Here is a 22,270-nt window from a genome sequence, read left to right as displayed (position 1 = left end):
TCCCCATGTCCCAGCCCGTGCCGTACGACCTCGACCGCCCGGACGTCCCGCCGGCCGAGGAGATCGTGGAGCTCGCGTCCCGCGCCGCCGCCGCGGACGGCGACCCGCCGTTCTCCGACCAGACCCTGGTGGACCTCCGCTCGGCGCAGGACGGCCGGGTCCGCACCGTCCTGGCGCGCTCGCGCGGCGGGGAGCTCCTCGGCGCGGCCGTGCGCGTGCCCGAGCCCGACGGCGCCCACCTCGTGGAGCTCGTGGTCGGCCCCGGCCACCGCGGCGCCGGGATCGGCGCGGCGCTGGCCGACGCCGTGTCCGCCGGGACCACCGGCACGGTCCGCGCCTGGGCGCACGGCGGGCACCCCGCGGCCGCCGCGCTCGCCGCCCGGCACGGACTGGCCCCCGTGCGGGACCTGCACCGGCTGCTGCGCCCCCTGCGCGGCGCGGCGGACCTCCCCCTTCCCGAGGCGATGCCCGCGGGCTTCCGCCTCCGGGCGTTCGAGCCCGGCCGGGACGAGCAGGAGTGGCTGCGGGTCAACGCGGCCGCGTTCGCCGCGCACCCCGAGCAGGGCCGGATGACCCTCGACGACCTCCGGCAGCGGGAGGCGGAGCCGTGGTTCGACCCCGCCGGCTTCCTGCTCGCCGTCCGGGAGGACGACCCGGGGACCGTGGCCGGCTTCCACTGGACCAAGGTCCACGCCGGCGACGCCGAGCGCGGCCCCCTCGGCGAGGTGTACGCCGTGGGCGTGGCGCCCGGGCACCAGGGCACGGGACTGGGCCGGGCGCTGACGGCCGCCGGCGTCAACCACCTGGCCCGGCAGGGACTGGCCGAGGTCATGCTCTACGTGGACGGGGACAACGCCGCCGCCCTGCGGCTGTACGAGGCGCTGGGCTTCCGGCCGTGGCACCTCGACGTGATGTACGCCGGGACCCTCCCCGGCTGACCCGCCCGCCCTCCCCGCGCCCGGACCGCCCGGACCGGACACGACAAGACAGGACCGTGATGACCACGCACCAGCAGGACACCCACCAGTCCGCGCCGGCCCCGGGCGCCGGGCCGAAGACCGCACCCCTCACGGGTCCCGACGAGCCCCCCGTCCCCGACGCCGCCCGGGGCCACGGGGACCGGGACCGGATCGACGACCCCGTGCCCGCGGCCCGGCAGGTGCTGGAGGGCCGGCACGGACCCGAGCGCTTCCTGGACCGCGAGGCCAGCTGGGTGGCGTTCAACTCCCGGGTCCTGGAACTCGCGGAGGACCCGGACCTCTTCCTCCTGGAGCGGGTGCACTTCCTGTCCATCGTGGCCTCCAACCTGGACGAGTTCTTCATGGTCCGGGTGGCGGGGCTCAAGCGGCGCATCGCGACGGGCATCGCCCGGCCGGCCGCCTCCGGGCACTCCCCCGCGGAGCAGATGGCCACCATCGCCGCGCGCGCCCACGAGCTCCAGGAGCGGCACGCGCGGGCCTTCCACGACCTGGTGCGGCCCGAGCTGACCCAGCAGAACATCCATCTGGTCGGGTGGGAGGAGCTCGACGCCGTCACCCGGGAGCGGCTCACCGGGGACTTCCACCGGCAGGTGTTCCCCATCCTCACGCCGCTGGCCGTGGACCCGGCCCACCCGTTCCCCTACATCTCCGGGCTGAGCCTCAACCTGGCCGTGATGGTCCGCAACCCGCAGTCGGGCAAGCGGCTGTTCGCCCGCGTGAAGGTCCCGGACCAGCTGCCCCGGCTGTTGTCGGTGGACGGGTCCCGGGCGTCCCGCCTGCCGAACGGCCAGGCCCGGTTCATCCCGCTCGAGGACGTCATCGCCCAGCACCTGGACGACCTGTTCCCCGGGATGGAGGTCGAGGAGCACCAGGTGTTCCGCGTGACCCGCAACGAGGACCTGGAGGTCGAGGAGGACGACGCCGAGAACCTCCTGCAGGCCCTCGAGAAGGAGCTGTTGCGCCGTCGCTTCGGTCCCGCGGTACGCCTGGAGGTCACGGACAGCATCAGCACGGAGGTGCTCGAGCTGCTCGTCTCCGAGCTGGGCATCGACGAGTCCGAGATCTACCGGCTGCCCGCGCCGCTGGACCTGCGCGGGCTGGGGGTCATCGCCGGCATCGACCGCCCGGAGCTGCACTACTCCCGTCACGTGGCCCACACCTCCCGCTACCTCAACGCCGCGGAGACCGCCAAGGCCGCGGACGTCTTCGCCGCGACCCGGGCCCGGGACGTGCTGCTGCACCACCCCTACGACTCGTTCGCCACGAGCGTCCAGGCCTTCCTGGAACAGGCCGCCGCGGACCCGAAGGTCCAGGCCATCAAGCAGACCCTGTACCGGACCTCGGGCGACTCCCCCATCGTGGACGCGCTCATCGACGCCGCCGAGGCCGGCAAGCAGGTGCTGGCGCTCGTGGAGATCAAGGCCCGGTTCGACGAGCAGGCCAACATCTCCTGGGCCCGGAAGCTCGAGCAGGCCGGGGTGCACGTGGTCTACGGCATCGTGGGGCTGAAGACCCACTGCAAGCTCTCCCTCGTGGTCCGCCAGGAGGAGCACGGGTTGCGCCGGTACGTGCACATCGGCACCGGCAACTACCACCCCTCCACCGCGCGCTTCTACGAGGACCTGGGGCTGCTCACCTGCGACCCGGAGGTCGGGGAGGACGTCTCCCGGCTGTTCAACCAGCTCTCCGGATACGCGCCCAAGACCACCTTCCAGCGCCTGCTCGTGGCGCCGCGCTCGGTGCGCTCCGGGCTCATCGACCTGGTCGAGGCCGAGATCCGCCACCACCGGGACGGCCGGCCGGCCCGGATCCAGGTCAAGTGCAACTCAATCGTGGACGAGGCCGTGATCGACGCCCTCTACCGGGCGTCGCAGGCCGGGGTGCCCGTCGACGTGGTGGTCCGCGGGATCTGCGCCCTGCGCCCCGGGGTGCCGGGGCTGAGCGAGAACATCCGGGTCCGCTCGGTGCTGGGCCGGTTCCTGGAGCACTCTCGGGTCTTCGCCTTCTGCAACGCCGGCGAGCCCCTGGTGTACATCGGGTCGGCGGACATGATGCACCGCAACCTGGACCGCCGGGTGGAGACCCTGGTGCGGATCACGGACCCCCACCAGGCGGAAGCGCTCGTGCGGCTGCTGGCCCGCTACGTCTCGGACGCCACGGCCAGCTGGCACCTGGACGCCGAGGGCGTGTGGACCCGCCACCACCGGGACGCCGAGGGGAACCCGCTCGTGGACCTCCAGGACCACCTCCTGCGCAGCCGGGCCCTCGGCCGGCCCACGATCTAGTTGTACCTGGTCATGAGGTTGGTCGCAGACGGCTGACGGGTGGGTGGCCTCCGAGTGCGCTGTGACGTCTGTCAGTGTTGTAGTGCTCGATCCACGGGGCAAGAGCGGCGGCGCGTTCGTCGTTGCTGGTGAAGACCCGGCGGTAGGCCCACTCGGTGGCCAGGGTGCGGTTGAACCGCTCGACCTTGCCGTTCTGCCAGGGGCAGTGCGGGCGGATGAACACCTGCTTGGCACCCAGCCCCGCCACGACCGCGCGCAACGACTTCCGGTAGGCCCAGGCGTTGTCGGTCATCACCCGCTCGATCCGGGGAATCCCATGGTCTGCGAAATAGGCCGCGGACCGGGCCAGGAACCCCGCACAGGTAGTGCCTTTCTCGTCTGTGAGGATCTCCGAATACGCCAACCTCGAGTGGTCATCGATCATCGAGTGCACGTAGTCGAAGCCGACCCGGGTGCTGCGGTCACGGGTGATGCTGCAGGCGCCACGCCCGTGGGCCCGCCACCCGCCGCCATCGGGAATCCGCCCGAGCTTCTTGACGTCCATGTGCACCAGCTCTCCCGGGCGGTCCCGTTCGTAGCGCACCGCGGTGGCCTTCGAGGCCCGGATGAGTGCCCCAGTGAGCCGGTCCAGCTCGCGCAGATACGGCACCTGGTGGCGGCGCAGGATCCGCCCCACCGTCCTGGGCGCCAGCTCGAGTTCAGGACCGATCCAGTCTTGGCCCCGCCGCTGAGTACGGCGTAGCTCGAGCACCTGCTGCTCGAGCTCGGGACTGGTGCGGGTTGGGACGGCGTGTGGGCGCGAGGAGCGGTCGTGGAGGCCGGCCTCGCCCTCTGTCTCGTAGCGAGAGATCCAGTGGGACACGCACTTGCGGGACACGCCCATGGCCGCGGCGATGTGGGCCTTGGGCATCCCGGATTGATGCCGTCTCACGATCAGGAGTCTGCCGTGAACGGTGGTGCGGGCATTACCGTGAGACATGAGAGCCTCCGTGGTGGATGTGGGCCTTCGACAAGCCACACCCCACCCGGAGGCTCTCCTCACGTCAACACCCTTCTGCTACCAACCTCATGACCGGGTACATCTAGTCGGCGGTAGCATCGTGGAGGTGCCACCCGATGGTCCGGACCGCGGGTCCCGGCACGCCCGTGCACCACGGACAGGGGACGAAAGAGGGGCCATGCCCAGGACCGCAGAGAAGACCGCCGAGCAGAGCACGGACGAGAGCACGGACCGGACGGGCGCGAGGGCCGGCACGAAGACCGCCGCCGGGAGCAGGCGGCCCGCCGACGTGCTCGCGGCCGGGTGCCTGTGCTGGCGCCGGACGGGCGGCGGCCTGGAGGTCCTGCTCATCCACCGGCCGCGCTACGACGACTGGTCCTTCCCCAAGGGCAAGCAGGACGACGGCGAGACGCTGCCCGAGACCGCCCACCGGGAGGTCAGCGAGGAGATCGGCCTGCTCCCGCGCCTGGGGGTGCCCCTGCCCACGATCCGCTACGACGTCAAGGACGGCAGCAAGGACGTGCACTACTGGGCCGCGGAGTTCGGTCCCGGCGCCCGGCCCGAGCCCGACGGCCGCGAGGTCGACGCGGTCCGCTGGGTCGGGCCCGACGAGGCGCACCGGATGCTGACCAACCCCTCCGACCGGGAGCCGCTGGCGGCCCTCGTGGACCTGCACGAGCGCGGGGATCTCGCCACCCGCCCGGCGATCGTCGTGCGCCACGCCAAGGCGAAGCCGCGCTCGGCCTGGTCCCGGGCCGAGGGCGACCGGCCGCTGGCCGCGACCGGCAGGCGGCAGGCCCTCGCCGTGACCCGGCTGCTCCGGGCGTGGTCCCCCGAGCGGGTGCTCACCTCCCCCTGGCTGCGCTGCCTGTCCACCGTGGTGCCGTACGCGCGGAAGGCCGGCGTCCCCGTGCGGGAACGCCCGCAGCTCACGGAGGCCGCCCACAAGCGCCACCCCAAGAAGGCGGCCGCCGTGGCCCAGACCATGTTCGACAAGGACACGCCCGTGGCGCTGTGCACGCACCGCCCGGTGCTGCCCACCGTCCTCAAGGTCATCGCCCGGCACGCGAGCCCCGAGCTCGCCGCGCTGCTCCCGGCCAAGGACCCGTACCTGTCCCCCGGCGAGATGATCGTGCTCCAGGTCTCCCGCCGGCACCGCCGGCGGGTGGTCTCCGTGGAGCTCGTGAAACCCTTCGACGACTGACGTCCGGAGGAGCATCCTCCGCCCCGGCGACCCGCGACCCATGACCTGCGGCGCACCGTCCCGGCACCGACGACCCGCCACGGACGACCCGCCACGAACCTCCCAGCCACGATCCTTCCCGAGGAGCCCCGCATGACCTCACCCGACCCCGTGCCCGCCCCGGTGCCGACGCCCTACGAGGACCTCCTGCGCGAGGTCCTCGAACAGGGCGCGCACAAGTCCGACCGCACGGGCACCGGGACGCGCAGCGTCTTCGGGCGCCAGATCCGCTTCGACCTGGCGGAGTCCTTCCCGCTGCTGACCACGAAGCGCGTGCACTTCAGGTCGCTGGCCCTCGAGCTGCTGTGGTTCCTGCGCGGGGACTCGAACGTGCGGTGGCTGCAGGAGCGCGGCGTGTCCATCTGGGACGAGTGGGCGGACCAGGACGGGGAGCTCGGACCGGTCTACGGCGTGCAGTGGAGGTCCTGGCCCACCGCCGACGGCGGGTCGGTCGACCAGATCGCCAAGGTCGTGGAGCAGATCCGCACGAACCCCGACTCACGGCGCCACGTGGTGACCGCGTGGAACCCCGCCGAGGTGGACGAGATGGCCCTGCCGCCGTGCCACGCCCTGTTCCAGTTCTACGTCGAGCCCCGGGAGGACGGGCCGGGCCGGCTGTCCTGCCAGCTCTACCAGCGCTCCGCGGACATGTTCCTGGGCGTGCCCTTCAACATCGCCTCCTACGCCCTGCTCACCGTGATGATCGCCCAGCAGACGGACCTCGAGCCCGGGGAGTTCGTCTGGACCGGCGGGGACTGCCACGTCTACGACAACCACGTGGCGCAGGTCCGCGAGCAGCTCTCCCGGAAGCCCTACCCCTATCCGCGGCTGCGGCTCGCCCGGCGTCCGGCCAGCGTCTTCGACTACGAGTTCGAGGACTTCGAGGTCCTCGACTACCGCCACCACCCGGCGATCAAGGCCCCGGTGGCCGTATGACCGGCGCGCCGGACCGGGCCCGCCCGTCCGCCCCCACCGGGACGGTGGGGGCGATCTGGGCGCAGACGGCCGACGGCGTCATCGGCCGCGCCGGGGCGATGCCGTGGTCGCTGCCGGAGGACATGGCCTTCTTCCGGAGCACGACGACCGGCCACCCCGTGATCATGGGCCGTCGCACCTGGGAATCCTTCCCGGAGCGCTTCCGGCCCCTGCCCGGGCGGACCAACATCGTCATCACCTCCTCCCCCGAGCGGGTGGACCGGGACGCGGCTCCCGGCGCGGTGCTGACGGCGTCCTCGTACGCCGAGGCCGTGCGCCTCGCCCGGACGAGCCCGGGCGCGGAGCGCATCTGGGTGATCGGCGGCGGCGAGGTCTACCGGCAGGCCCTCGAGGACGCCGAGCACCCCGTGACGGAGGCGCTCGTGACCGTCATCGATCTCGGCACCGACGGTGACACGCACGCCCCGGAGCTCGACGACGCGTGGGCCACCGAGCCGGTCGTGGGCCCGTCGGTGTCCCGCACCGGCCTGCGCTACCGGATCGACCGGCGCACGCGCGACCGGGGCGGGCCCGGCGGAGCGGCGGCGGTACCGGTGACCCGGCGGCTCCGGTAGCGTGAGCTGCACCACGACCAGGAGGAACACCGTGACCGATCGGCACCCCGACCCCACGATCCGGGACGACGAGCAGCTGCGCGTCGTGAAGAACACGGACCTCGACCGCTACGAGCTGTGGCGGGGGGAGCAGTTCATCGGCTTCGAGGGCTTCCAGGACCACGAGGACGGCACGGTCGAGCTCCAGCACACCATCATCGGTGAGCAGTTCGGCCGGCAGGGCTACGCACGCACCCTCGTCACGCTCCTGCTCGACGGCTTCCGGGAGCAGGGCGTCACGGTGCGCCCCACGTGCACCTACGTCCAGGACTACCTCCACCGCTTCCCGCAGTACGGGGACCTGGTGATGCCCGGCCTCGAGCTGCCGCCGGCGCAGAAGGTGAAGGAGAAGCGGCGGCGCTGGGCCCTCCACCGCGCCCAGTAGACTGGGGGCCATGACTTTTCGCTCGGGTGATTCGGTAGGGTTCGTCGGCTGGCGGGGCATGGTGGGCTCCGTGCTCATGCAGCGCATGCAGGAGGAGGGGGACTTCGGGGGGATCACCCCGGTGTTCTTCTCCACCTCCAGCGCCGGCCGCCCCGCCCCGTCGTTCGCCGGGGACGCCGGCACGCTCCAGGACGCCTACGACTTCGAGACCCTGGCGAAGCTGCCGATCATCGTCACCGCCCAGGGCGGGGACTACACCAAGGACGTGCACGGGAAGCTGCGCGCCGCCGGCTGGGACGGGCTGTGGATCGACGCCGCCTCGACCCTGCGGATGAACGACGACGCGATCATCGTCCTCGACCCCGTCAACCGGGACGTCATCGACCGCGGTCTCGCGAGCGGCGTGAAGGACTTCGTGGGCGGCAACTGCACGGTCTCCTGCCTGCTCGTGGGGCTCGGCGGGCTGTTCCGCAACGACCTCGTGGAGTGGGCCACGTCGATGACCTACCAGGCCGCCTCGGGCGGCGGGGCCCGGCACATGCGCGAGGTGCTGGCGCAGTTCGGCGACCTCCACGGGGTCGTCGCGGACGAGCTGGCCGACCCCGCCTCCGCGATCCTGGACATCGACCGCAACGTGCTCGCCGCCCAGCGCGGCGACGCCCTCGACACCTCGATGTTCGGCGCGCCCCTGTCCGGCTCCCTCATCCCCTGGATCGACGCCGACCTCGGCAACGGGCAGTCCCGCGAGGAGTGGAAGTCCGCGGCCGAGACCAACAAGATCCTGGGCCGCACGGACCGTTACGCCCAGGACTGGGTGCCCATGGACGGGCTGTGCGTGCGGATCGCCACGATGCGCTCGCACTCCCAGGCCCTCACCATCAAGCTGCGGGAGGACCTGCCCGTGGACGAGATCGAGCGGATCATCGACGCCGACAACGAGTGGGCCACCGTGGTGCCCAACACCAAGGAGGACTCGATGAGGGACCTCACCCCCGTTGCGACCTCCGGCACCCTTGACATCCCCGTGGGCCGGATCCGGAAGCTCACCATGGGCCCGGGCTACATCAGCGCCTTCACCATCGGCGACCAGTTGCTGTGGGGCGCGGCCGAGCCGCTGCGCCGCATGCTGCGCATCGCCACCGGCACCCTGTAGCCGGTGGAGGACACCTCGATCCCGCCGGGGCTGTCGCTCGACGCGGGGGACGCGCGCCCGCCCTCCGAGCAGCTCAGGCACCGGGTGCAGCAGGGCCGCGCGGACGGCACCCTGCCCGCGGGCACCCGGCTCCCACCGGTGCGGCGGCTCGCCGAGGCGCTCGGCCTCGCGGCCGGCACCGTGGCCAAGGCCTACCGTGAGCTGGAGGCCGCCGGGGTCATCGAGACGCGGGGCCGTCAGGGCAGTTTCGTGCGCGCCGCGGACCGGACCGAGGAGCTGGCGGTGCGGGCCGCCCGTCGCTACGTGCACGAGATCGCGGACCTCGGGCTCTCGGCCGAGCAGGCCCTGGAGCTGGTGGCCGCGCAGCTGGGCCGCGCCCGCTGACCGGGAGGACCGGCCCGGACAGCTGATCGGGGCCCGGGCCCCGGTTCCACGCCCTCGGGACCCCCGGTGCGGCGGCCCCCCAGTGCGGCAGATCCCCAGTGCGGCAGATCCCCAGTGCGGCAGATCCCCAGTGCGGCAGATCCCCAGTGCGGCAGATCCCCGGTGCGCCAGATCCCCGGTGCGCCAAATCCCCGGCAGGAAGTTCCCCGGGTCCCGGCTCAGGTCCCTGGGGTCCGCAGGTGCCGGGGACCCGGCACGAGGTTGCCCGGCCCCGCGAGGGCCCGGCGGTGACGCCCCTCGGCCGTGCGGGCGAGCCACCACCGCCATCCACGCATCACCTGGCCCTTCGCCCACTGGTTGAGCCGGTGCGCCCAGTGGAACTCGGTGCCCCAGATGCCGAGCCCCAGGAAGATGGCCAGCCACCCCGGGCCCGGCGTCACGAGCATGATGAGCCCCGCCAGCACGAAGATGCCCCCGAGGACCGTCACGAGCGTCCGGTAGGCCACGAACAGCAGGGGGTGGCCGCGCGACCAGCGGCGCAGCCGGCCCAGGGCCTGCCGTACCCGGCTGTCGGAGCTCTCCCCCTGGGCGATCTCCTCCTCGAGGCTGCTCACGGCCGCCGCCTCAGACCGCCGTGCCCACGATGACGGGCTCGGCGACGAGGTCCACCCCGTAGACGGTCGCGACGCCGTCGCGCACCGTCCGGGCCAGCGCCATGAGGTCCTGGGCGGTGGCGCCGCCGCGGTTGGTCAGGGCGAGCGTGTGCTTGGTCGACAGCGAGGCGCGGCCCCCGGCGACCGCGGCGCCGTCGAGGTCCAGGAGCTCGTTGCGGGTCCCGGGCAGGCCGAAGCCCTTGCCGAAGCCCGCGTGGTCGATGAGCCACGCGGCCGAGAGCTTGACCCGGTCCTCGACCGGGCGCCCCGCGGCGTCCACCACGGGGAAGCGTGGGGCGTCGGCGGGCAGCCGCTCCCCCAGCGCGTCCGCCCGGAGGATGGGGTTCGTGAAGAACGATCCGGTGCTGTAGGTGTCGCGGTCGTCCGGGTCGAGGACCATGCCCTTGCCCGCGCGCAGGGCCAGGACGGTCTCCCGCACCCGCGCCAGCGGGGCGCGCTCCCCCACCTGGACACCGAGCCGGCGGGCGAGCTCGCCGTAGCGCACCGGGGCGCTCTCGGTGCCGTGCTCGAGCCGGAACCGCACCGCGAGCACCACGTGGCGCGGCGAGCCGGCCACCGTGCTGCGCTTGAGGGCCGAGTCCCGGTAGGAGAACGCCAGGTCGGCGGGGGCGAACTCCCGCACGCGCCGCTCCTGGCGGTCCCAGACCCGCACCAGTTCGACGGTCTGGGCCACCTCCTGGCCGTAGGCCCCCACGTTCTGCACCGGGGTGGCGCCCGTGGTGCCGGGGATCCCGGACAGGGCCTCGATGCCCACCAGCTCTTCGGCCACGGCCTGCGCGACCAGCTCGTCCCACGAGTGGCCGGCCTGGACCTCCAGGAGGGCGGTGCCGGGATCGTCGGCGAGGACCTCGACGCCTCGCGAGAGCACGTGCACCACGGTGCCCGCGAACCCGGCGTCGGCCGCGATGAGGTTGGAGCCGCCCCCGACCACGAGCACGTCCCGCCCCGCGGCGTCGGCCGCCGCGACGGCGTCGACGACCGCCTGCTCGGACTCCGCCCGCACGTAGTCGTGGGCGGGCCCGCCCACGGCGGCGGTCGTGAGGTCTGCGATGCGAGGGGAGGTCATGGCGAGCAGTTTATCGGGCGGCCCGCGGCGCCCCGGCCGGGACTCACGCCAGCCGCACCACGGCCTGGGCCTTGACCAGCACCTTCAGCGGAGCGGCGGTCGCCGGGTCGGCTCCCTCGGTGGCGAGGTCGGGGGCGGTCACCGTGAGGTCGACGCGCACGGTGCGGGCGTCGTCGTCGAGGGCGCCGATCTTCCCGGAGACCGTGAGGGCCGTGGAGGCCTCGACCGCGGTCCCGAACCGGTTGGGGACGACCACCGGCTTGGTGAAGCGCGTCTGGTAGTCGACCACCGCGCCCGGGTCGCCGACCCAGTCGGTCACGAGCTGCACGGCGGCGCCCATCGTGAGCATCCCGTGGGCGATGACGTCGGGCAGGTCCACGGAGCGGGCGAACTCCTCGTTCCAGTGGATCGGGTTGAGGTCCCCGGAGGCCCCCGCGTACCGGACCAGGTCCGCGCGGGAGAGCTCGATGCGGCGCTGCCCGATCTCCTGGCCCTTCTCGAGGCTGTCGAAGGCGATGCTCACGGTCACTGGTCCTCTCCTCGCACAAGCAGGGACGACACCGCGGTGGCGACGTGCTCGCCGTCCGCGGCGCGGATCTCGGCGCGGGACGTCACCATCGCGCCGGAGCCCATGGCCCGGACCTGGTCCACGTGCAGCTCGGCCACGAGCTCGTCCCCGGCGACGATCGGGCGGCGGTGGGTGAAGCGCTGGTCGGCGTGGACCACGCGCGAGAAGTCGATGCCGGCCTCGGGGTCGGCGATCAGCGCGGCGTCGGCGCGCTGGGCCACCACGATCGCGAAGGTGGGGGGCGCCACGAGGTCGGCGTGGCCGAGGGACCGGGCCGCCTCGACGTCGTGGTGTGCGGGGTGGCCGGCCTGGACGGCGCGGGCGAAGTCGCGGATCGCCTCCCGTCCGACGCTGTAGGGCTCGGCCGGCGGGTAGGTCCGCCCGACGAGATCGGGATTCACGGGCATGGCAGCTCCTCGCTGGACGGGCCGCGCACAGGCGGCGGGACCCGGCCAGTCTACGGCGGCGGGCGCCGCGGTCGCCCTGCGTGGCTCCGGGGGGACGACAAAAGCCCGTGACCGGAAGGTCACGGGCTTTTCGCCGTAGCGGTGGACGGGCTCGATCCGTCGACCTCACGATTATGAGTCGTGCGCTCTAACCAGCTGAGCTACACCGCCAGAGGGATGGGACACCGCGGCTGACGGCCTTGACGGCCGGGCCACGGGATCTCATCACGAGAGCCCCGACCGGGAATCGATCCCGGGACCTCCATCTTACCAAGATGGCGCTCTACCACTGAGCTATCGGGGCAACGACGAAGACTCTACCAGCAGGTTTCGGCAGAACCAAAATCGCCGGACACCCCCGTCCGGGACTCCCGGGGCCGTCCCGTCGCCCCTGGTCGGGAGCGGATTCCGGGCCCGGCGGCGCCGTTCCCGCCCGCCGGTGCCCCGGCCCGGGGGCAGGCGCGGCGGACCCCGGCGCTCAGTCGTCCAGGTCGTCGTCCCGGTCGTCGTCCAGGTCGTCGCCCCGGTCGTCGTCCCGGTCGTCGTCGAGGGGGGCGGGCTGCACGGGCAGCGGGACCTGCGCCGGCGGAGCGGGGACGGGTGCGGCCGGCGGGACGGGGTCGGGTGCCACCGGCGGAGCGGGCGGGGCCGGCGGCTGCTCGACGGGCGGGACCGGCGCGCCGGAGTCCCGTCCGTCCCCGGCGCCCGTCCCCGGGGCGTCCTCCCCCGCGCCCGCGGGGCCGGTGGAGGACGGTGACGACGACGGGTCCTCGGCGCGCCGGACGGTGCCGGGCGACGGGTCCGGCACCGGGGTGCCGCTCACGGAGACGCCGTCGCGCACGACCTCCACGCGGTCCGTGCCGCTCGCCGCGTTCCACAGCAGCAGCGCCAGTCCCGCGACGACCAGGAGGGAGACTGCCGACCAGAGGATCCTCATGCCCCCCAGTGTCCCGGAACCGGTTGAGGGGGGCATGAGAACATGAGAGCCCTCTCAGGAACGCAGCCCGTCGAGCAGGTCCTGGGCCACGCCCCGCCCCTGCGGGCGGAACGCGTAGACGCAGGCGAGCCGCAGCCGGGTCGCCTCGGCGTGGAGGGCGAGGCGTGCGGGGTCGGCGCCCAGTGCCCGGGACACCACGGTGACGGCCTCCTGTCCCGCCGCCCGCAGCGCGGGGTCGAGCAGGCCCTGCGCCGCCCGCAGCTCCAGGTGCACGGAGAGGTTCGCGAGGTCCAGTTCGGGCTCGCCGAGCGCCGCGGTGTCGAAGTCCAGCAGCCCGAGCCGCGCGCCGTCGAAGAGCAGCTGCTTGTCGTGCAGGTCCCGGTGCAGGACGACCCTGGTCCGCCGGGCGGCGGGCAGGGCGGAGAGCTCCTCCCCGATCCGCCGAGCCAGTTCCGCGGCCGCCCCCGGCGGGGCCTCGAGCAGACCGGGGAACGCCTCGAGGTGACCGGCCCAGCGGGCCAGCGTGCGGGCCTCGTCCTCGGCGGCGTGCTCCGGCAGCTCCACGCCCGGCACGGCGGTGGCCAGGGCCGGCCAGCACCGCGCCCACTGCTCCCAGGCTGCACGGTACGCGTCCGCCTGCCCGGCCGCGCCCAGCTCGTGCAGACTCCGGCCGGGCAGCACGGAGAACTCCACCCGGTCCTCGGCCCGGGCCAGGACCGCGGGCACGGCGAAGCCCGCCGCCGCGCCGAGTCCGTGCAGCCGGTCGGACCGCTCGGCGACCCGCGGCGCCCGGCCGCGGGCGAGGAACTTGACGAAGCGGTCCGGGGTCCCGACCACGGCCCGGCGGCGGTGCCGGTGCACGACCACCCGGCCGCCCGCCTCGACCGCGGCGCCGAGTCCCGGCAGGCGGGGATCCTCGCCGTGGGGCAGGACGCGGACGGTCCACGACCGTCCCGGACCGGGGGTCGCCTCGCCCGCCCGGACGCGTCCGTGCTCGTCCTCGAGCTCGAGCACGATCCGAAGGCAGTCCGCGGGCCAGGCGCGGCGCACCCGCAGCGGACGTCCGTCGGCGTCCGGCACGCTCTCCGGGATCCGCGCCGGGCCGGCCTCCCGGACGTGCGCCGGGTGGGCGTCCGGGGCGCGCGCCGGGTCGGCTCCTGCGCCCACCTGGCCGGCGTCCGGGACGTGCACCCGGTCCGCGCCGGCGCGCATCCGACCGGTGCGGGCGGCGCCCAGCACCACGGACGGCGCGGCCACCGGCGCCCGCCCCGCCTGCGCCATCAGCCGCTCGGCGAGCGTGAGCCGCTGGTCCGTGCGCTCCCGCCAGTCGGCGGCGGTCGAGCGGAACGGCTCCATGCTGCGGGCCAGGACGTGGAACGCGGCCCAGGCCAGGATCTCGGACCACGGCGGGAGCGCCGCCCCGGACCCGTACCCGCGCAGCAGGGCGCCGGTCAGGGGGAGCTCGTCCGGTCCGGCGAGGGCCTGCCCGGCGCCCGTCCCGAGGGGCTCGGCGGCGAGGAGCTCGACGGCGAGGAACCCGCCGAGGTCGTCGGCCGCCGCGCCGGTGCGCACCCGGTCGAGGTCGGCGAGGCGCAGCTCCGGCGCCCCCGGGCGCCGGGTGCGGCGCACGAGCACCTGGTCCGCGGAGAAGTCCCCGTGGAGCAGGCGGGCCGCTGCTCCGGCACGGCCCGCGAGGGCCTCGGCGACCGCCCGGCCGGCGTCGGCGCAGCGCGCGGCCGACCGCGGGTCGAGGGCCGCCAGGTCGGCGGCCAGGGATTGCAGCTTCCGGTCCACGTCGAGAGGGGCGCCGACCCGTGCGGAGCCGAGGAGCGACGGGCCGCGCACGTGCAGCTCCGCCAGGGCGGCGCCCGCGGCGGCGGCGGCGGCGAGCACGGGCCCGCCGTGGCCGGGTCCGTCCGGGGCGGCGGCGTGGGCCGCGAGGTCCCCGTCACCGAACCACGGGTACTGCAGCACGTGCGGTGACACCGGGAGGCCCGGGACGGGCACCGGGGCGAGCACCCGGAGCCCGGCGGCGGCGAGCCGGGTCAGCAGCAGCGGGTCCGCCGGGGCGGGACCGGCGGTGAGCTTCGTGACCGGACCGGGCCCGTCGTCGTCGGGGCCCGTGAGGACCGCACGGCGGCGGGGGTTGTAGCGCAGCAGCCGGGCGGGGTCCCCCGGCCGCCCGAGCCCGGCGGCCTGTTCCGGCCCGAGCACGGCGAGCGCGCCCCGCAGTGCGGGGTCCGTGCCGACCGTCCCCACCGCCAGGCGGTGACCGGTCCGTCCCGGCAGGTCCGCGACGAGAACGGGCGCGGCGCGGCCGTGCTCCTCGCGCGCGGCGCGGTCCAGGACCTTCTCGAGCTTGTCCCGCCCGTTCCCGGCGGGGGCGTAGGCCGCGACCCAGTGCACCGAACCCGTGGTTCCGACGTCCACGCGGGCCACGACCGAGACGCCGGGCTTGTAGCGCAGGTGGCTGGTGCGGAGCGGGCCGCCCAGCTCGTGGCCGAAGAGCTCGGTGAGCCGGCCGGGGTCGAGGACCGTGGCGAGCGCGGGCAGGCTCTCCCAGGAGTCCGGCAGGGGCGACGTCACGACCGGACCTCCCGGCGGTCCTGCGCCCGCTGCTGCTCGACCCACGCGGCGAACACGCCGTCCGGCCGGGCGAGCAGCTCCTCGGGGGCTCCGTCGAGCAGCACGCGCCCGTCCTGGACCCACAGCACGCGGTCGGCGGCGAGCGCCAGGGCGGCGTCGTGGGTCACCGCGAGGGACGTGCGGCCGTGGACGAGACGGCCGACGGCGTCCAGCACGTCCCCGGCGGACCGGGGGTCCAGCCCGGTGGTGGCCTCGTCGAGCAGCACGACCGGCGCGTCCCGCAGCAGGGCGCGCGCGATGGCGAGCCGCTGGCGCTGCCCGCCCGAGACCGTCGCGCCGCGCTCACCCACCGGGGTGTCGTAGCCCTGTGGGAAGGACAGCACGAACTCGTGGGCCTGGGCCGCGGCCGCGGCGGCCTCGACCTCGGCGTCGGTGGCGCCCGGGCGGCCGAGCCGGATGTTCTCCCGCACGGTGCCGTGGAACAGGACGGAGTCCTGCAGCAGCAGGGCCGTGCTGCCGCGCACCGTGCCGAGGCTGAGGCCCCGCAGGTCGTGGCCGTCGAGGGTCACCGAGCCGGCGACCGGGTCCATCATCCGCACCAGCAGGGAGACGAGGGTCGACTTCCCGGACCCGGAGGGGCCGACGACGGCGACGTGCTGGCCGGCCGGGACGACGAGGTCGACGTCGTGCAGCACGGTGCGCCCGCCGCTGCCCGGGTCTCCGTAGGCGGCGTCGACGTGGTGGAAGGCGATCTCCCCGCGCACCCGCGGCAGGACCAGGGCGTCCGGGGCCTCGCGCACGTCCACGGGCTCCTCCACGAGGTCGGCCACCCGTTCTCCGGAGGCGGCGGCGCGGGCGATGCGCCCGGTGTACTTGGCAATGTCCCGCAGGGGCTTCATGCACGTCTTGAGGTAGGTGGTGAACAGGACGAGGTCGCCCAGGCTCATGGCCCCCTCGAGCACCCGCAGACCGCCGCCGAAGATCACGGCCGCGGTGGCCACGCCCACGATCACGTCCGTGGCCCGCTCGAGCGCGGCGGCCAGACGACGGGACTGCACGCCCTGGGTGAGGGCCTGCCGGTTGGAGCGGCCGAAGGACTCGGCCAGGTGCTCCTCCAGCCCGTAGGCCTGGACCGTGCGGATCGCGCCGAGGGACTCGTGGGCGGTGTTCGCCAGGGCGCCCTCCCCCTGCCGGGTCCGGCGCGAGGCCTCGGTGATCCGCCCGGAGGTCCCGCGTCCCACGAGGAGGAAGGCCAGGATCGCCACGACCACCACGGAGGCGAGCAGCCAGTCGAGGAGGAGCATCACCGTGCACATCACCACGAGGGTGATGACGTTGGCCAGCAGCGGCAGGCCCGCGGTCACGGCCACCTCCTGGAGCCTGCCGATGTCCGAGACGAGCCGCTGGACCGTGTCCCCGGCCCGGGAGACCGAGTGGTAGCGGTCGGAGAGGGCCTGGACGTGCGCGAACACCCGTTCCCGCAGGGCGGTGGAGACCCGGGAGCCGACGAGGGCGAACGCGACCGTGGCGAGGTAGTTGGCGAGCGCGCGGAAGCCGACCACCGCGATCGTGGCCAGGCCGGCGGCCAGGAGCAGCTGCCACGAGGCCTCCGGGATCCACGGGTCGACGTTGTCGGCGCCGAGGGTGAGGGAGATCGCGTCGACGACGATCTTCAGCGGCCAGGGCTCCAGCACGCGGAAGGCCACCTCGGCCAGCAGCACCACGATGCCCCCCGCGGCGAGCAGACGGTGCTCGCGCAGGTGCGGGGCGAGCAGCCCGAGGGTGCGGCGCAGGGCCCGGCGGTCGAGCCGCTGCCCGCCGCTCACCGCGGCGCTCCCGCGGGAGCCGGGCGCGGCGCGGCGCTCCCGCCCGGCCGCGTGCCGGTGAGGTCCGTGCCGGCGACGTCCGTGCCGGCGAGATCCGTGCCGGCGAGGATGCCGTCGAGCACCGCGGTCCAGGAGCGCCGGGCGACCGCGTCGTGACGGCCGGCGCGCCCCATGGCACGCCGCCGCTCGGGATCGGCCACCAGCGCGTCGACGGCCCCGGCCAGCGCGGCGGGGTCCGAGGGCTCCACGAGCAGCCCGGTGACCCCGTCCTCGACGGCGGCCGGGACCTGGCCCACGCGGGAGGCCACGACCGGCAGGGCCGCGGCGGCGTACTCGTAGATCTTCAGCGGCGAGAAGTACTGGTCCGCGGCGTGCCGCGTGGCGGGATAGGGCGCGACCGCCACGGCGCAGTCGGCCAGCAGCTCCGGCACCTCGGCGGGGGCCACCGCGCCCGTGAACTCGACCTCGACGCCCAGCGCGCCGGCCAGCTCCTCGAGGGACGCCCGCTGGGGGCCGTCCCCCACCACGCGCAGGCGCCACTCGGCGCCGGCCGCCGCGCGGGCGCGGAGCAGGTGCTCCACACCGTGCCAGGGCTTGAGCGTGCCGACGAACACGACCACCGGCGGCACGGGGTCCGGTCCCCGGCCGGCCGAGTCACGGCACGGAGGAATGCGCTCCACGTTCACGCCGTTGGGGGCGACCAGGACCCGGCCGGCGGGTCCGCCGGTGGCGGCCACGGTCCGCTCCACCCAGCGGGCGACCGGCTCGGAGACGCAGGCCGTGCGCTCGGCGGCGGCGACCTGAGCGGCGAGCGCGGCGCGGGCGGCGGCCTCGTCCACGAGGTCGCGGTGGGTCCGCTGCTCGTCGATGAGGGGGGCGTTGACCTCGAGGACGCCCGGGACGCCCAGCGCCCCGGTGATCCCGGCGAGGGCGGCCGAGAACAGGGAGTACCGCTCGTGGACCGCGTCGGCGCCGTCGGCGACGACCCGCTCCGCGATCCGGCGGGCGGCGTCCGCCTGGGCCCGCTCCCGGGCGGCGACGCGGGCAACGCGCCCGGGGGCGGGCCCGGAGGGGGCCGCCGGCACCGGGACGTGGACGACCGGGACGTCGGCGAGGTCGGCGGGGACGTCGTCGCCGACGCGGGTGGCGTAGAGGCGGACCTCGGCGCCGCGGGCCCGCCAGGCGCGCAGGATCTCCTGGACGTGGACGGAGGCGCCCTTCGTGCCGAACATGGGGACGCCGGGGTCGGCGCAGACGTAGGCGAGGCGCATCAGCGGTCGGCTCCTTCGGTGACCGGGACGAGGCCCGGGGCGGGGACCGGGACGGGGGCGGGGACGGGGGCGGGGACGGAGACCGGGACGAGGCCGGGGACGGGGTCCGGGGCCTGGGCCGGGTGCCGGCCGGGGTCCGACAGGGCCGGAACCGGCGGGGGCAGCAGCGCCCGCAGCGCGGCGGCCTGGCCGGCGGAGTCGTGGTCCCGGGCGACGAGCGCGCGGGCGGCACGGGCGGCACCCACCCGGTCGAAGCCGGGGTCGGCGACCGCGGCGAGCGCGCCGAGGAGGGCGTCGTCGTCGTCGGCGGGCACGAGGATCCCGGTGCGCGGCGCCGCGGTGCGGACCACTTCGGGGATGCCGGTGACGTCGCTCGCGATCACGGGCACGCCCATGGCCATCGCCTCGAGCAGCACGGTGGGCAGGCCGTCGGCGTTGCCGTCGGCGCCCACCGTGCACGGGGCCACGAACACGTCCGCGGCGCGCAGCAGCCGCCCGAGCTCGGCCTGGGTGCGGGGCCCCACCAGCTCGACGACGTCCTCGGCGCCGAGCTCCGCCATCAGGGCGCGCAACGGCCGGTCCAGCTCACCGGCGCCGGCGATGGTGACGGACAGCCGTCCGCCGCGGTCCCGGTACCGGGCGGCCGCCCGCACGAGGCGGTCGAAGCCCTTCTTCTCCACGAGCCGCCCCACCGCCACGACCCGCAGGACCTCCCCCACGGGCGCGGGGTCCCGGTAGGGGAAGCGGGCGAGCTCGAGGCCGTTGCGCACGAGCCGCAGCCGGTGCGCCTGCGCGGGGAACGCCGCCGCCAGGTGCCGCCGGTTGTACGCGGAGATCGCCACCACGTGGTCCGCCCGCTCAAGGGTGCGGCGCAGCCGGGCGGGGTCCACGGACTCGTGGAAGATGTCCTTCGCGTGGGTCGTCACGGAGAACGGCACCCCGGTGAGCCGGGAGGCGATCTCGGCGACGTGCGCGGCGAGGGTCGCGAAGTGCGCGTGCAGGTGGGTGATGCCCTGCTCCACGACCCGGGTGGCCAGCGACACCCCCTGGTGGACCTCCGAGGCCTCCGTGCCGGCCAGCTCCGGCAGCAGGGCGGCGAAGCGGGGCCCGAAACCGGGGACCACCTCCGCCGCGCGGGCCAGGACCGCCCAGCCGGTGGAGGCCCGCTCGGGACGCTCCACGTGCTGGACCGGTGCCTGGACGCGGGCGAGCTCGGGGTGGAAGCGCGGGTCGGTGCTGTGCCGCAGGGCGAAGATCGTGAGGTCCTCGCCCTGGGCCTCCCGGGCCAGGACCTCGGTGACGACGAACGTCTCCGAGAAGCGGGGGTAGACCTTCAGCACGTAGCCGACGCGGTGCCCGCTCACCGGAGGCCTCTGGCCCGGACCGGCACGGCAGCCGCCGGCACCGGTGGTGGACCGGCGGGCAGGAGCCGCGCCACGAGGACGGGCACGGTGTGCAGACCGTCGAGCGCCAGGTGCCGGCGCAGCCGCACGGTGCCGACCACGCGGTGCAGCCAGCCGCTGAGCGCGGTGCTGGTGAGGGCGTCGGCGGTCAGCACGTCCACCGCGCCGTGCGCCTGGAGGGCGCGGGCGCGGATCAGCTGCTCCTGCCGGGGCCGGTCGCGGGGCACCAGGAGGGCGGGGGTGTTCGTGGTGAGGATCTCGGCGACCGAGTTGTAGCCGCCCATGGACACCACCGCGCTCGCGTCGACCACCTCCGCGAGCGCGTCGGGGACGGAGGGCAGGACGAGGGTGCCCGGCACGGCGGCGGCGCGCACCTGCTCGGCGTGCTCCTCCGGCATCTGCGGACCCGTGATCACCACGTGCCGGTGGCCGTGGGGCACCCGGGCGCGCGCGGCGGCGAGGGTCAGGCGGTGGCCGTCGGAGCCCCCGCCGGCCATGGTCAGGACGTAGGGGCGGTCCACGCCGCTCGTGCGCCGCCCGGCGGCCCTGCCGGTCGCCAGGTAGCCGGTGTGGCGGACCAGGTCGGCGAGCTCGGCCGGGATCTCGCCGGAGACCACCGGGTCGTGCACCGCACGGTCGCCGTACACCCAGATCTGGTCGTAGACGTCCCGCACGGAGTGCAGGTCCCCGAGCGCCGCCCACTCGCGGGCCGCGGCCGCGGGCTCGTCGAGGACCTCGCGCAGGCCGAGGACCACGACCGGGCCGGGGCTCCGGTCCCGCAGCCTCCGCAGCGGCTCCAGCAGCTCCCGGTCCACCCCCCAGGCGTGGCGGTCGACGACGACGAGGTGCGGGCGGAAGCCCGTGAGGGCGGCGTCCACCATCCCGGAGCGCAGGGCGGTCAGCCGGGCCATGTCCACGGAGAGGTTGCGGGGCGCGTAGCCGCCCGCCCCCTTGCGGATCCCGGGCAGCACCACCCAGTCGAAGCCCTCGGGCCGCCCGTAGGAGGTGGCGGCGTCGATGCCGGTCAGCAGCATGCCCGTCACCGGGCGCCCGGTCAGCGCCGGAAGGTGCTGGGCGAGGGTCCGGGCGAGGGCCAGGTTCCGGCGGGTGTGGCCCAGGCCCTGGGAGTCGTGCGAGTACAGCACCACCCGCAGCTCGTCGTCGCTCATCGTGTCCTCCTCGGGGGAAGGCGCCGGTGGGTCCGGCGCCGGTGCAGCTGCCGCCCACTGTGGCCGAGGGACATGATGAGAACATGAGCCGTCGATGAAAAAGCTCTCATCTGCGGGGTGGTCCCTGCCTCGCGCAGGGGCCGCCGGTCGGCATCGAGGACGCCTCGTGCAACGGCCGGTGCGCTCAGTGGCGCGGAGGACCCGAACGCCGGTCACCGGCCCCGCGCGGAGCGCGTGGTGGTGAGCCGGCCCGGCCGGGTGTCCTCCAGGGTGTGGCCATGGCCGAGTCCACCCGCCCCGGTGTCCTGGCAGACGCCCGTGCGATCGCCGCTGCCGACCCCGCCGGGCAGGCACCGCGGCCACCCTGCTCAGCTTTCCGGGCCTGCACGCCGTGGCCGCCCATCGACTCGCCCACCGCCTGTGGTCCACCCGATGGGGTCGACCCGCGGCCCAGGCCATCGCCACCGCTTCGGAAGGCCGCTGGCATCACCATCCACCCGGGTGCCGTGATCGGGCATCGGCTGTTCATCGACCACGGCAGCGAGGTCGTCATCGGGGAGACCAGCGTGATCGGCGACGACGTGACCATCGACCAGGGTGCCGGCTTCGTCGGCGACGGCACCCCGGGCCGGCGCCACGCCGTGGTCGGGGACGGGGTGCTCATCGGTTCCGGGGCCAAGGTCGTCGGCTCGGTCACGCTCGGGCCCCGGGCGAGAATCGGCGCGGGCGCCGTGGTCACTCATGATGTACCCGCCGACACCACGGTCGTGGGCATCGACGAGTGGTGAGCCCGGACCGAACCCGCTCCGTCCTGCCGGTACCGCGAGTCGTCCCCGCAGGAGAGGTCAGTCCTGGAGATCAGGTCGTGGAACGACTCTCCGGCATCACGAGCACCGAGCGGAGCCGCTCCGCTCACTTCAGTTCGATGAACAGCACCCGGGTATCCGTGGTTCCCACGTTGTGACCCACGTGGTTCTGGGCCGGCACCCACTGCACGTGGTGGGCAGCCATCTCGACCGCACGAGCAGTGCCGTTGACGGTGATCTCCCGCTGGAACGCGCTGAGGGTGACCATCACGCTGTCCCCGTGGTGATGCTCATGGGTCCTGTCGCCGGGGTGGTCCCGGTACTCCAGCACCCTTACCCGCTCGTTCTCGAGGACCACCCTGTAGAGCTGCGGGTCGGTCGTCGCCGGGTCCTGTTCCATGGTCCGCTCCCGAAAGATGCGGCTCCGGTCGCTGTGCAGCGGAGGATCGGAGCCTGAGAGCCCGAACGATACGCCTCGCCCTCGGGCAGGACAACGCCA

General features: G+C 74.8%; 21 protein-coding genes and 2 tRNA genes. 9 read left to right on the top strand and 14 right to left on the bottom strand.

Annotated features, from left to right (window positions below; all coding sequences use genetic code 11):
- The first annotated feature begins 5 nt into the window (after positions 1-5).
- Both mshD and ACYVM4_RS11705 read left to right on the top strand, forming a co-directional pair.
- A complete protein-coding gene (mshD, locus tag ACYVM4_RS11710; RefSeq protein ID WP_460668688.1) occupies positions 6-938 on the top strand; it encodes a mycothiol synthase in 933 nt (310 codons plus the stop codon).
- Between the two features lie 59 nt (positions 939-997).
- Positions 998-3,265, top strand: a complete 2,268-nt coding sequence (locus ACYVM4_RS11705) for an RNA degradosome polyphosphate kinase (RefSeq protein WP_368820437.1) — start codon at positions 998-1,000, stop codon at positions 3,263-3,265.
- Between the two features lie 10 nt (positions 3,266-3,275).
- Here the strand turns inward: ACYVM4_RS11705 and ACYVM4_RS11700 are convergent, their stop codons facing one another.
- A complete protein-coding gene (locus tag ACYVM4_RS11700) occupies positions 3,276-4,244 on the bottom strand; it encodes an IS481 family transposase (RefSeq protein WP_460668687.1) in 969 nt (322 codons plus the stop codon).
- Between the two features lie 199 nt (positions 4,245-4,443).
- Here ACYVM4_RS11700 and ACYVM4_RS11695 point away from each other — a divergent pair, with 199 nt between their 5' ends.
- The 6 genes from ACYVM4_RS11695 (at position 4,444) to ACYVM4_RS11670 (ending at position 9,019) form a co-directional block, all read left to right on the top strand.
- Positions 4,444-5,469 (top strand): NUDIX hydrolase, encoded by a 1,026-nt coding sequence (locus tag ACYVM4_RS11695; RefSeq protein WP_368820438.1) that lies wholly within the window; start codon positions 4,444-4,446, stop codon positions 5,467-5,469.
- Positions 5,470-5,601: 132 nt separating this feature from the next.
- Positions 5,602-6,444: a thymidylate synthase gene (locus ACYVM4_RS11690; protein WP_368820440.1), complete on the top strand. Its 843-nt coding sequence runs from the start codon at positions 5,602-5,604 to the stop codon at positions 6,442-6,444.
- Positions 6,441-7,058, top strand: a complete 618-nt coding sequence (locus tag ACYVM4_RS11685; protein ID WP_368820442.1) for a dihydrofolate reductase — start codon at positions 6,441-6,443, stop codon at positions 7,056-7,058. The genes ACYVM4_RS11690 and ACYVM4_RS11685 overlap by 4 nt, the downstream gene beginning before the upstream one ends.
- Positions 7,059-7,089: 31 nt before the next feature.
- Positions 7,090-7,482, top strand: coding sequence for a GNAT family N-acetyltransferase (locus tag ACYVM4_RS11680; protein ID WP_368820443.1), 393 nt, complete (start codon positions 7,090-7,092; stop codon positions 7,480-7,482).
- Between the two features lie 10 nt (positions 7,483-7,492).
- Entirely contained in the window at positions 7,493-8,635 is a 1,143-nt protein-coding gene (gene asd / locus ACYVM4_RS11675) for an aspartate-semialdehyde dehydrogenase (protein WP_368820444.1), read from the top strand.
- A 3-nt stretch (positions 8,636-8,638) separates the two neighbouring features.
- Positions 8,639-9,019 (top strand): GntR family transcriptional regulator, encoded by a 381-nt coding sequence (locus tag ACYVM4_RS11670; RefSeq protein WP_368820445.1) that lies wholly within the window; start codon positions 8,639-8,641, stop codon positions 9,017-9,019.
- Between the two features lie 218 nt (positions 9,020-9,237).
- Here ACYVM4_RS11670 and ACYVM4_RS11665 read toward each other — a convergent pair whose 3' ends face one another.
- The 12 genes from ACYVM4_RS11665 to ACYVM4_RS11610 all read right to left on the bottom strand — a co-directional run bounded on the left by ACYVM4_RS11665 (position 9,238) and on the right by ACYVM4_RS11610 (position 20,965).
- Positions 9,238-9,633 carry a PGPGW domain-containing protein gene (locus ACYVM4_RS11665; RefSeq protein WP_460668686.1) on the bottom strand — a complete coding sequence of 132 codons (396 nt, stop codon included), beginning with the start codon at positions 9,631-9,633 and terminating at the stop codon, positions 9,238-9,240.
- A 10-nt stretch (positions 9,634-9,643) separates the two neighbouring features.
- The gene (locus ACYVM4_RS11660; RefSeq protein WP_460668685.1) at positions 9,644-10,759 is read right to left on the bottom strand and encodes a UDP-N-acetylmuramate dehydrogenase; all 1,116 of its coding nucleotides are present in this window, start codon (positions 10,757-10,759) and stop codon (positions 9,644-9,646) included.
- A 43-nt stretch (positions 10,760-10,802) separates the two neighbouring features.
- Positions 10,803-11,282, bottom strand: coding sequence for a MaoC family dehydratase (locus ACYVM4_RS11655; RefSeq protein ID WP_368820449.1), 480 nt, complete (start codon positions 11,280-11,282; stop codon positions 10,803-10,805).
- Positions 11,283-11,284: 2 nt separating this feature from the next.
- The gene (locus tag ACYVM4_RS11650) at positions 11,285-11,734 is read right to left on the bottom strand and encodes an FAS1-like dehydratase domain-containing protein (protein ID WP_460668684.1); all 450 of its coding nucleotides are present in this window, start codon (positions 11,732-11,734) and stop codon (positions 11,285-11,287) included.
- A 136-nt stretch (positions 11,735-11,870) separates the two neighbouring features.
- Positions 11,871-11,944: transfer RNA gene (locus tag ACYVM4_RS11645), tRNA-Met, on the bottom strand.
- 61 nt (positions 11,945-12,005) lie between these two features.
- A tRNA-Thr gene (locus ACYVM4_RS11640) sits at positions 12,006-12,077 on the bottom strand.
- A gap of 174 nt (positions 12,078-12,251) precedes the next feature.
- The gene (locus ACYVM4_RS11635; protein ID WP_460668683.1) at positions 12,252-12,710 is read right to left on the bottom strand and encodes a hypothetical protein; all 459 of its coding nucleotides are present in this window, start codon (positions 12,708-12,710) and stop codon (positions 12,252-12,254) included.
- A 54-nt stretch (positions 12,711-12,764) separates the two neighbouring features.
- On the bottom strand, positions 12,765-15,296 hold the full coding sequence (locus tag ACYVM4_RS11630) for a phosphotransferase (protein ID WP_460668682.1): 2,532 nt from the start codon (positions 15,294-15,296) through the stop codon (positions 12,765-12,767).
- Complete coding sequence (locus tag ACYVM4_RS11625; RefSeq protein ID WP_460668681.1) at positions 15,293-17,122, bottom strand: ABC transporter ATP-binding protein; 1,830 nt, start codon at positions 17,120-17,122, stop codon at positions 15,293-15,295. The genes ACYVM4_RS11630 and ACYVM4_RS11625 overlap by 4 nt, the downstream gene beginning before the upstream one ends.
- Positions 17,119-18,393, bottom strand: a complete 1,275-nt coding sequence (locus tag ACYVM4_RS11620) for a glycosyltransferase family 4 protein (RefSeq protein ID WP_460668680.1) — start codon at positions 18,391-18,393, stop codon at positions 17,119-17,121. The genes ACYVM4_RS11625 and ACYVM4_RS11620 overlap by 4 nt, the downstream gene beginning before the upstream one ends.
- The gene (locus tag ACYVM4_RS11615; protein ID WP_460668679.1) at positions 18,393-19,757 is read right to left on the bottom strand and encodes a glycosyltransferase; all 1,365 of its coding nucleotides are present in this window, start codon (positions 19,755-19,757) and stop codon (positions 18,393-18,395) included. Before ACYVM4_RS11615 ends, ACYVM4_RS11620 begins: the two co-directional genes overlap by 1 nt.
- The gene (locus ACYVM4_RS11610) at positions 19,754-20,965 is read right to left on the bottom strand and encodes a glycosyltransferase family protein (RefSeq protein WP_460668678.1); all 1,212 of its coding nucleotides are present in this window, start codon (positions 20,963-20,965) and stop codon (positions 19,754-19,756) included. The genes ACYVM4_RS11615 and ACYVM4_RS11610 overlap by 4 nt, the downstream gene beginning before the upstream one ends.
- Before the next feature lie 506 nt (positions 20,966-21,471).
- On the opposite strand from ACYVM4_RS11610, the gene ACYVM4_RS11605 reads away from it, so the two are divergent.
- Positions 21,472-21,753: a serine O-acetyltransferase gene (locus tag ACYVM4_RS11605; RefSeq protein WP_460668677.1), complete on the top strand. Its 282-nt coding sequence runs from the start codon at positions 21,472-21,474 to the stop codon at positions 21,751-21,753.
- 124 nt (positions 21,754-21,877) lie between these two features.
- On the opposite strand, the gene ACYVM4_RS11600 is transcribed toward ACYVM4_RS11605, so the two are convergent.
- Complete coding sequence (locus tag ACYVM4_RS11600; RefSeq protein ID WP_460668676.1) at positions 21,878-22,171, bottom strand: cytoplasmic protein; 294 nt, start codon at positions 22,169-22,171, stop codon at positions 21,878-21,880.
- Between the last annotated feature and the right edge of the window lie 99 nt (positions 22,172-22,270).

The sequence above is a fragment of the Kocuria himachalensis genome (assembly GCF_054784195.1).
Note: the sequence above shows the minus strand (reverse complement) of the source record. Positions and strands in the feature narration are given on the sequence as shown.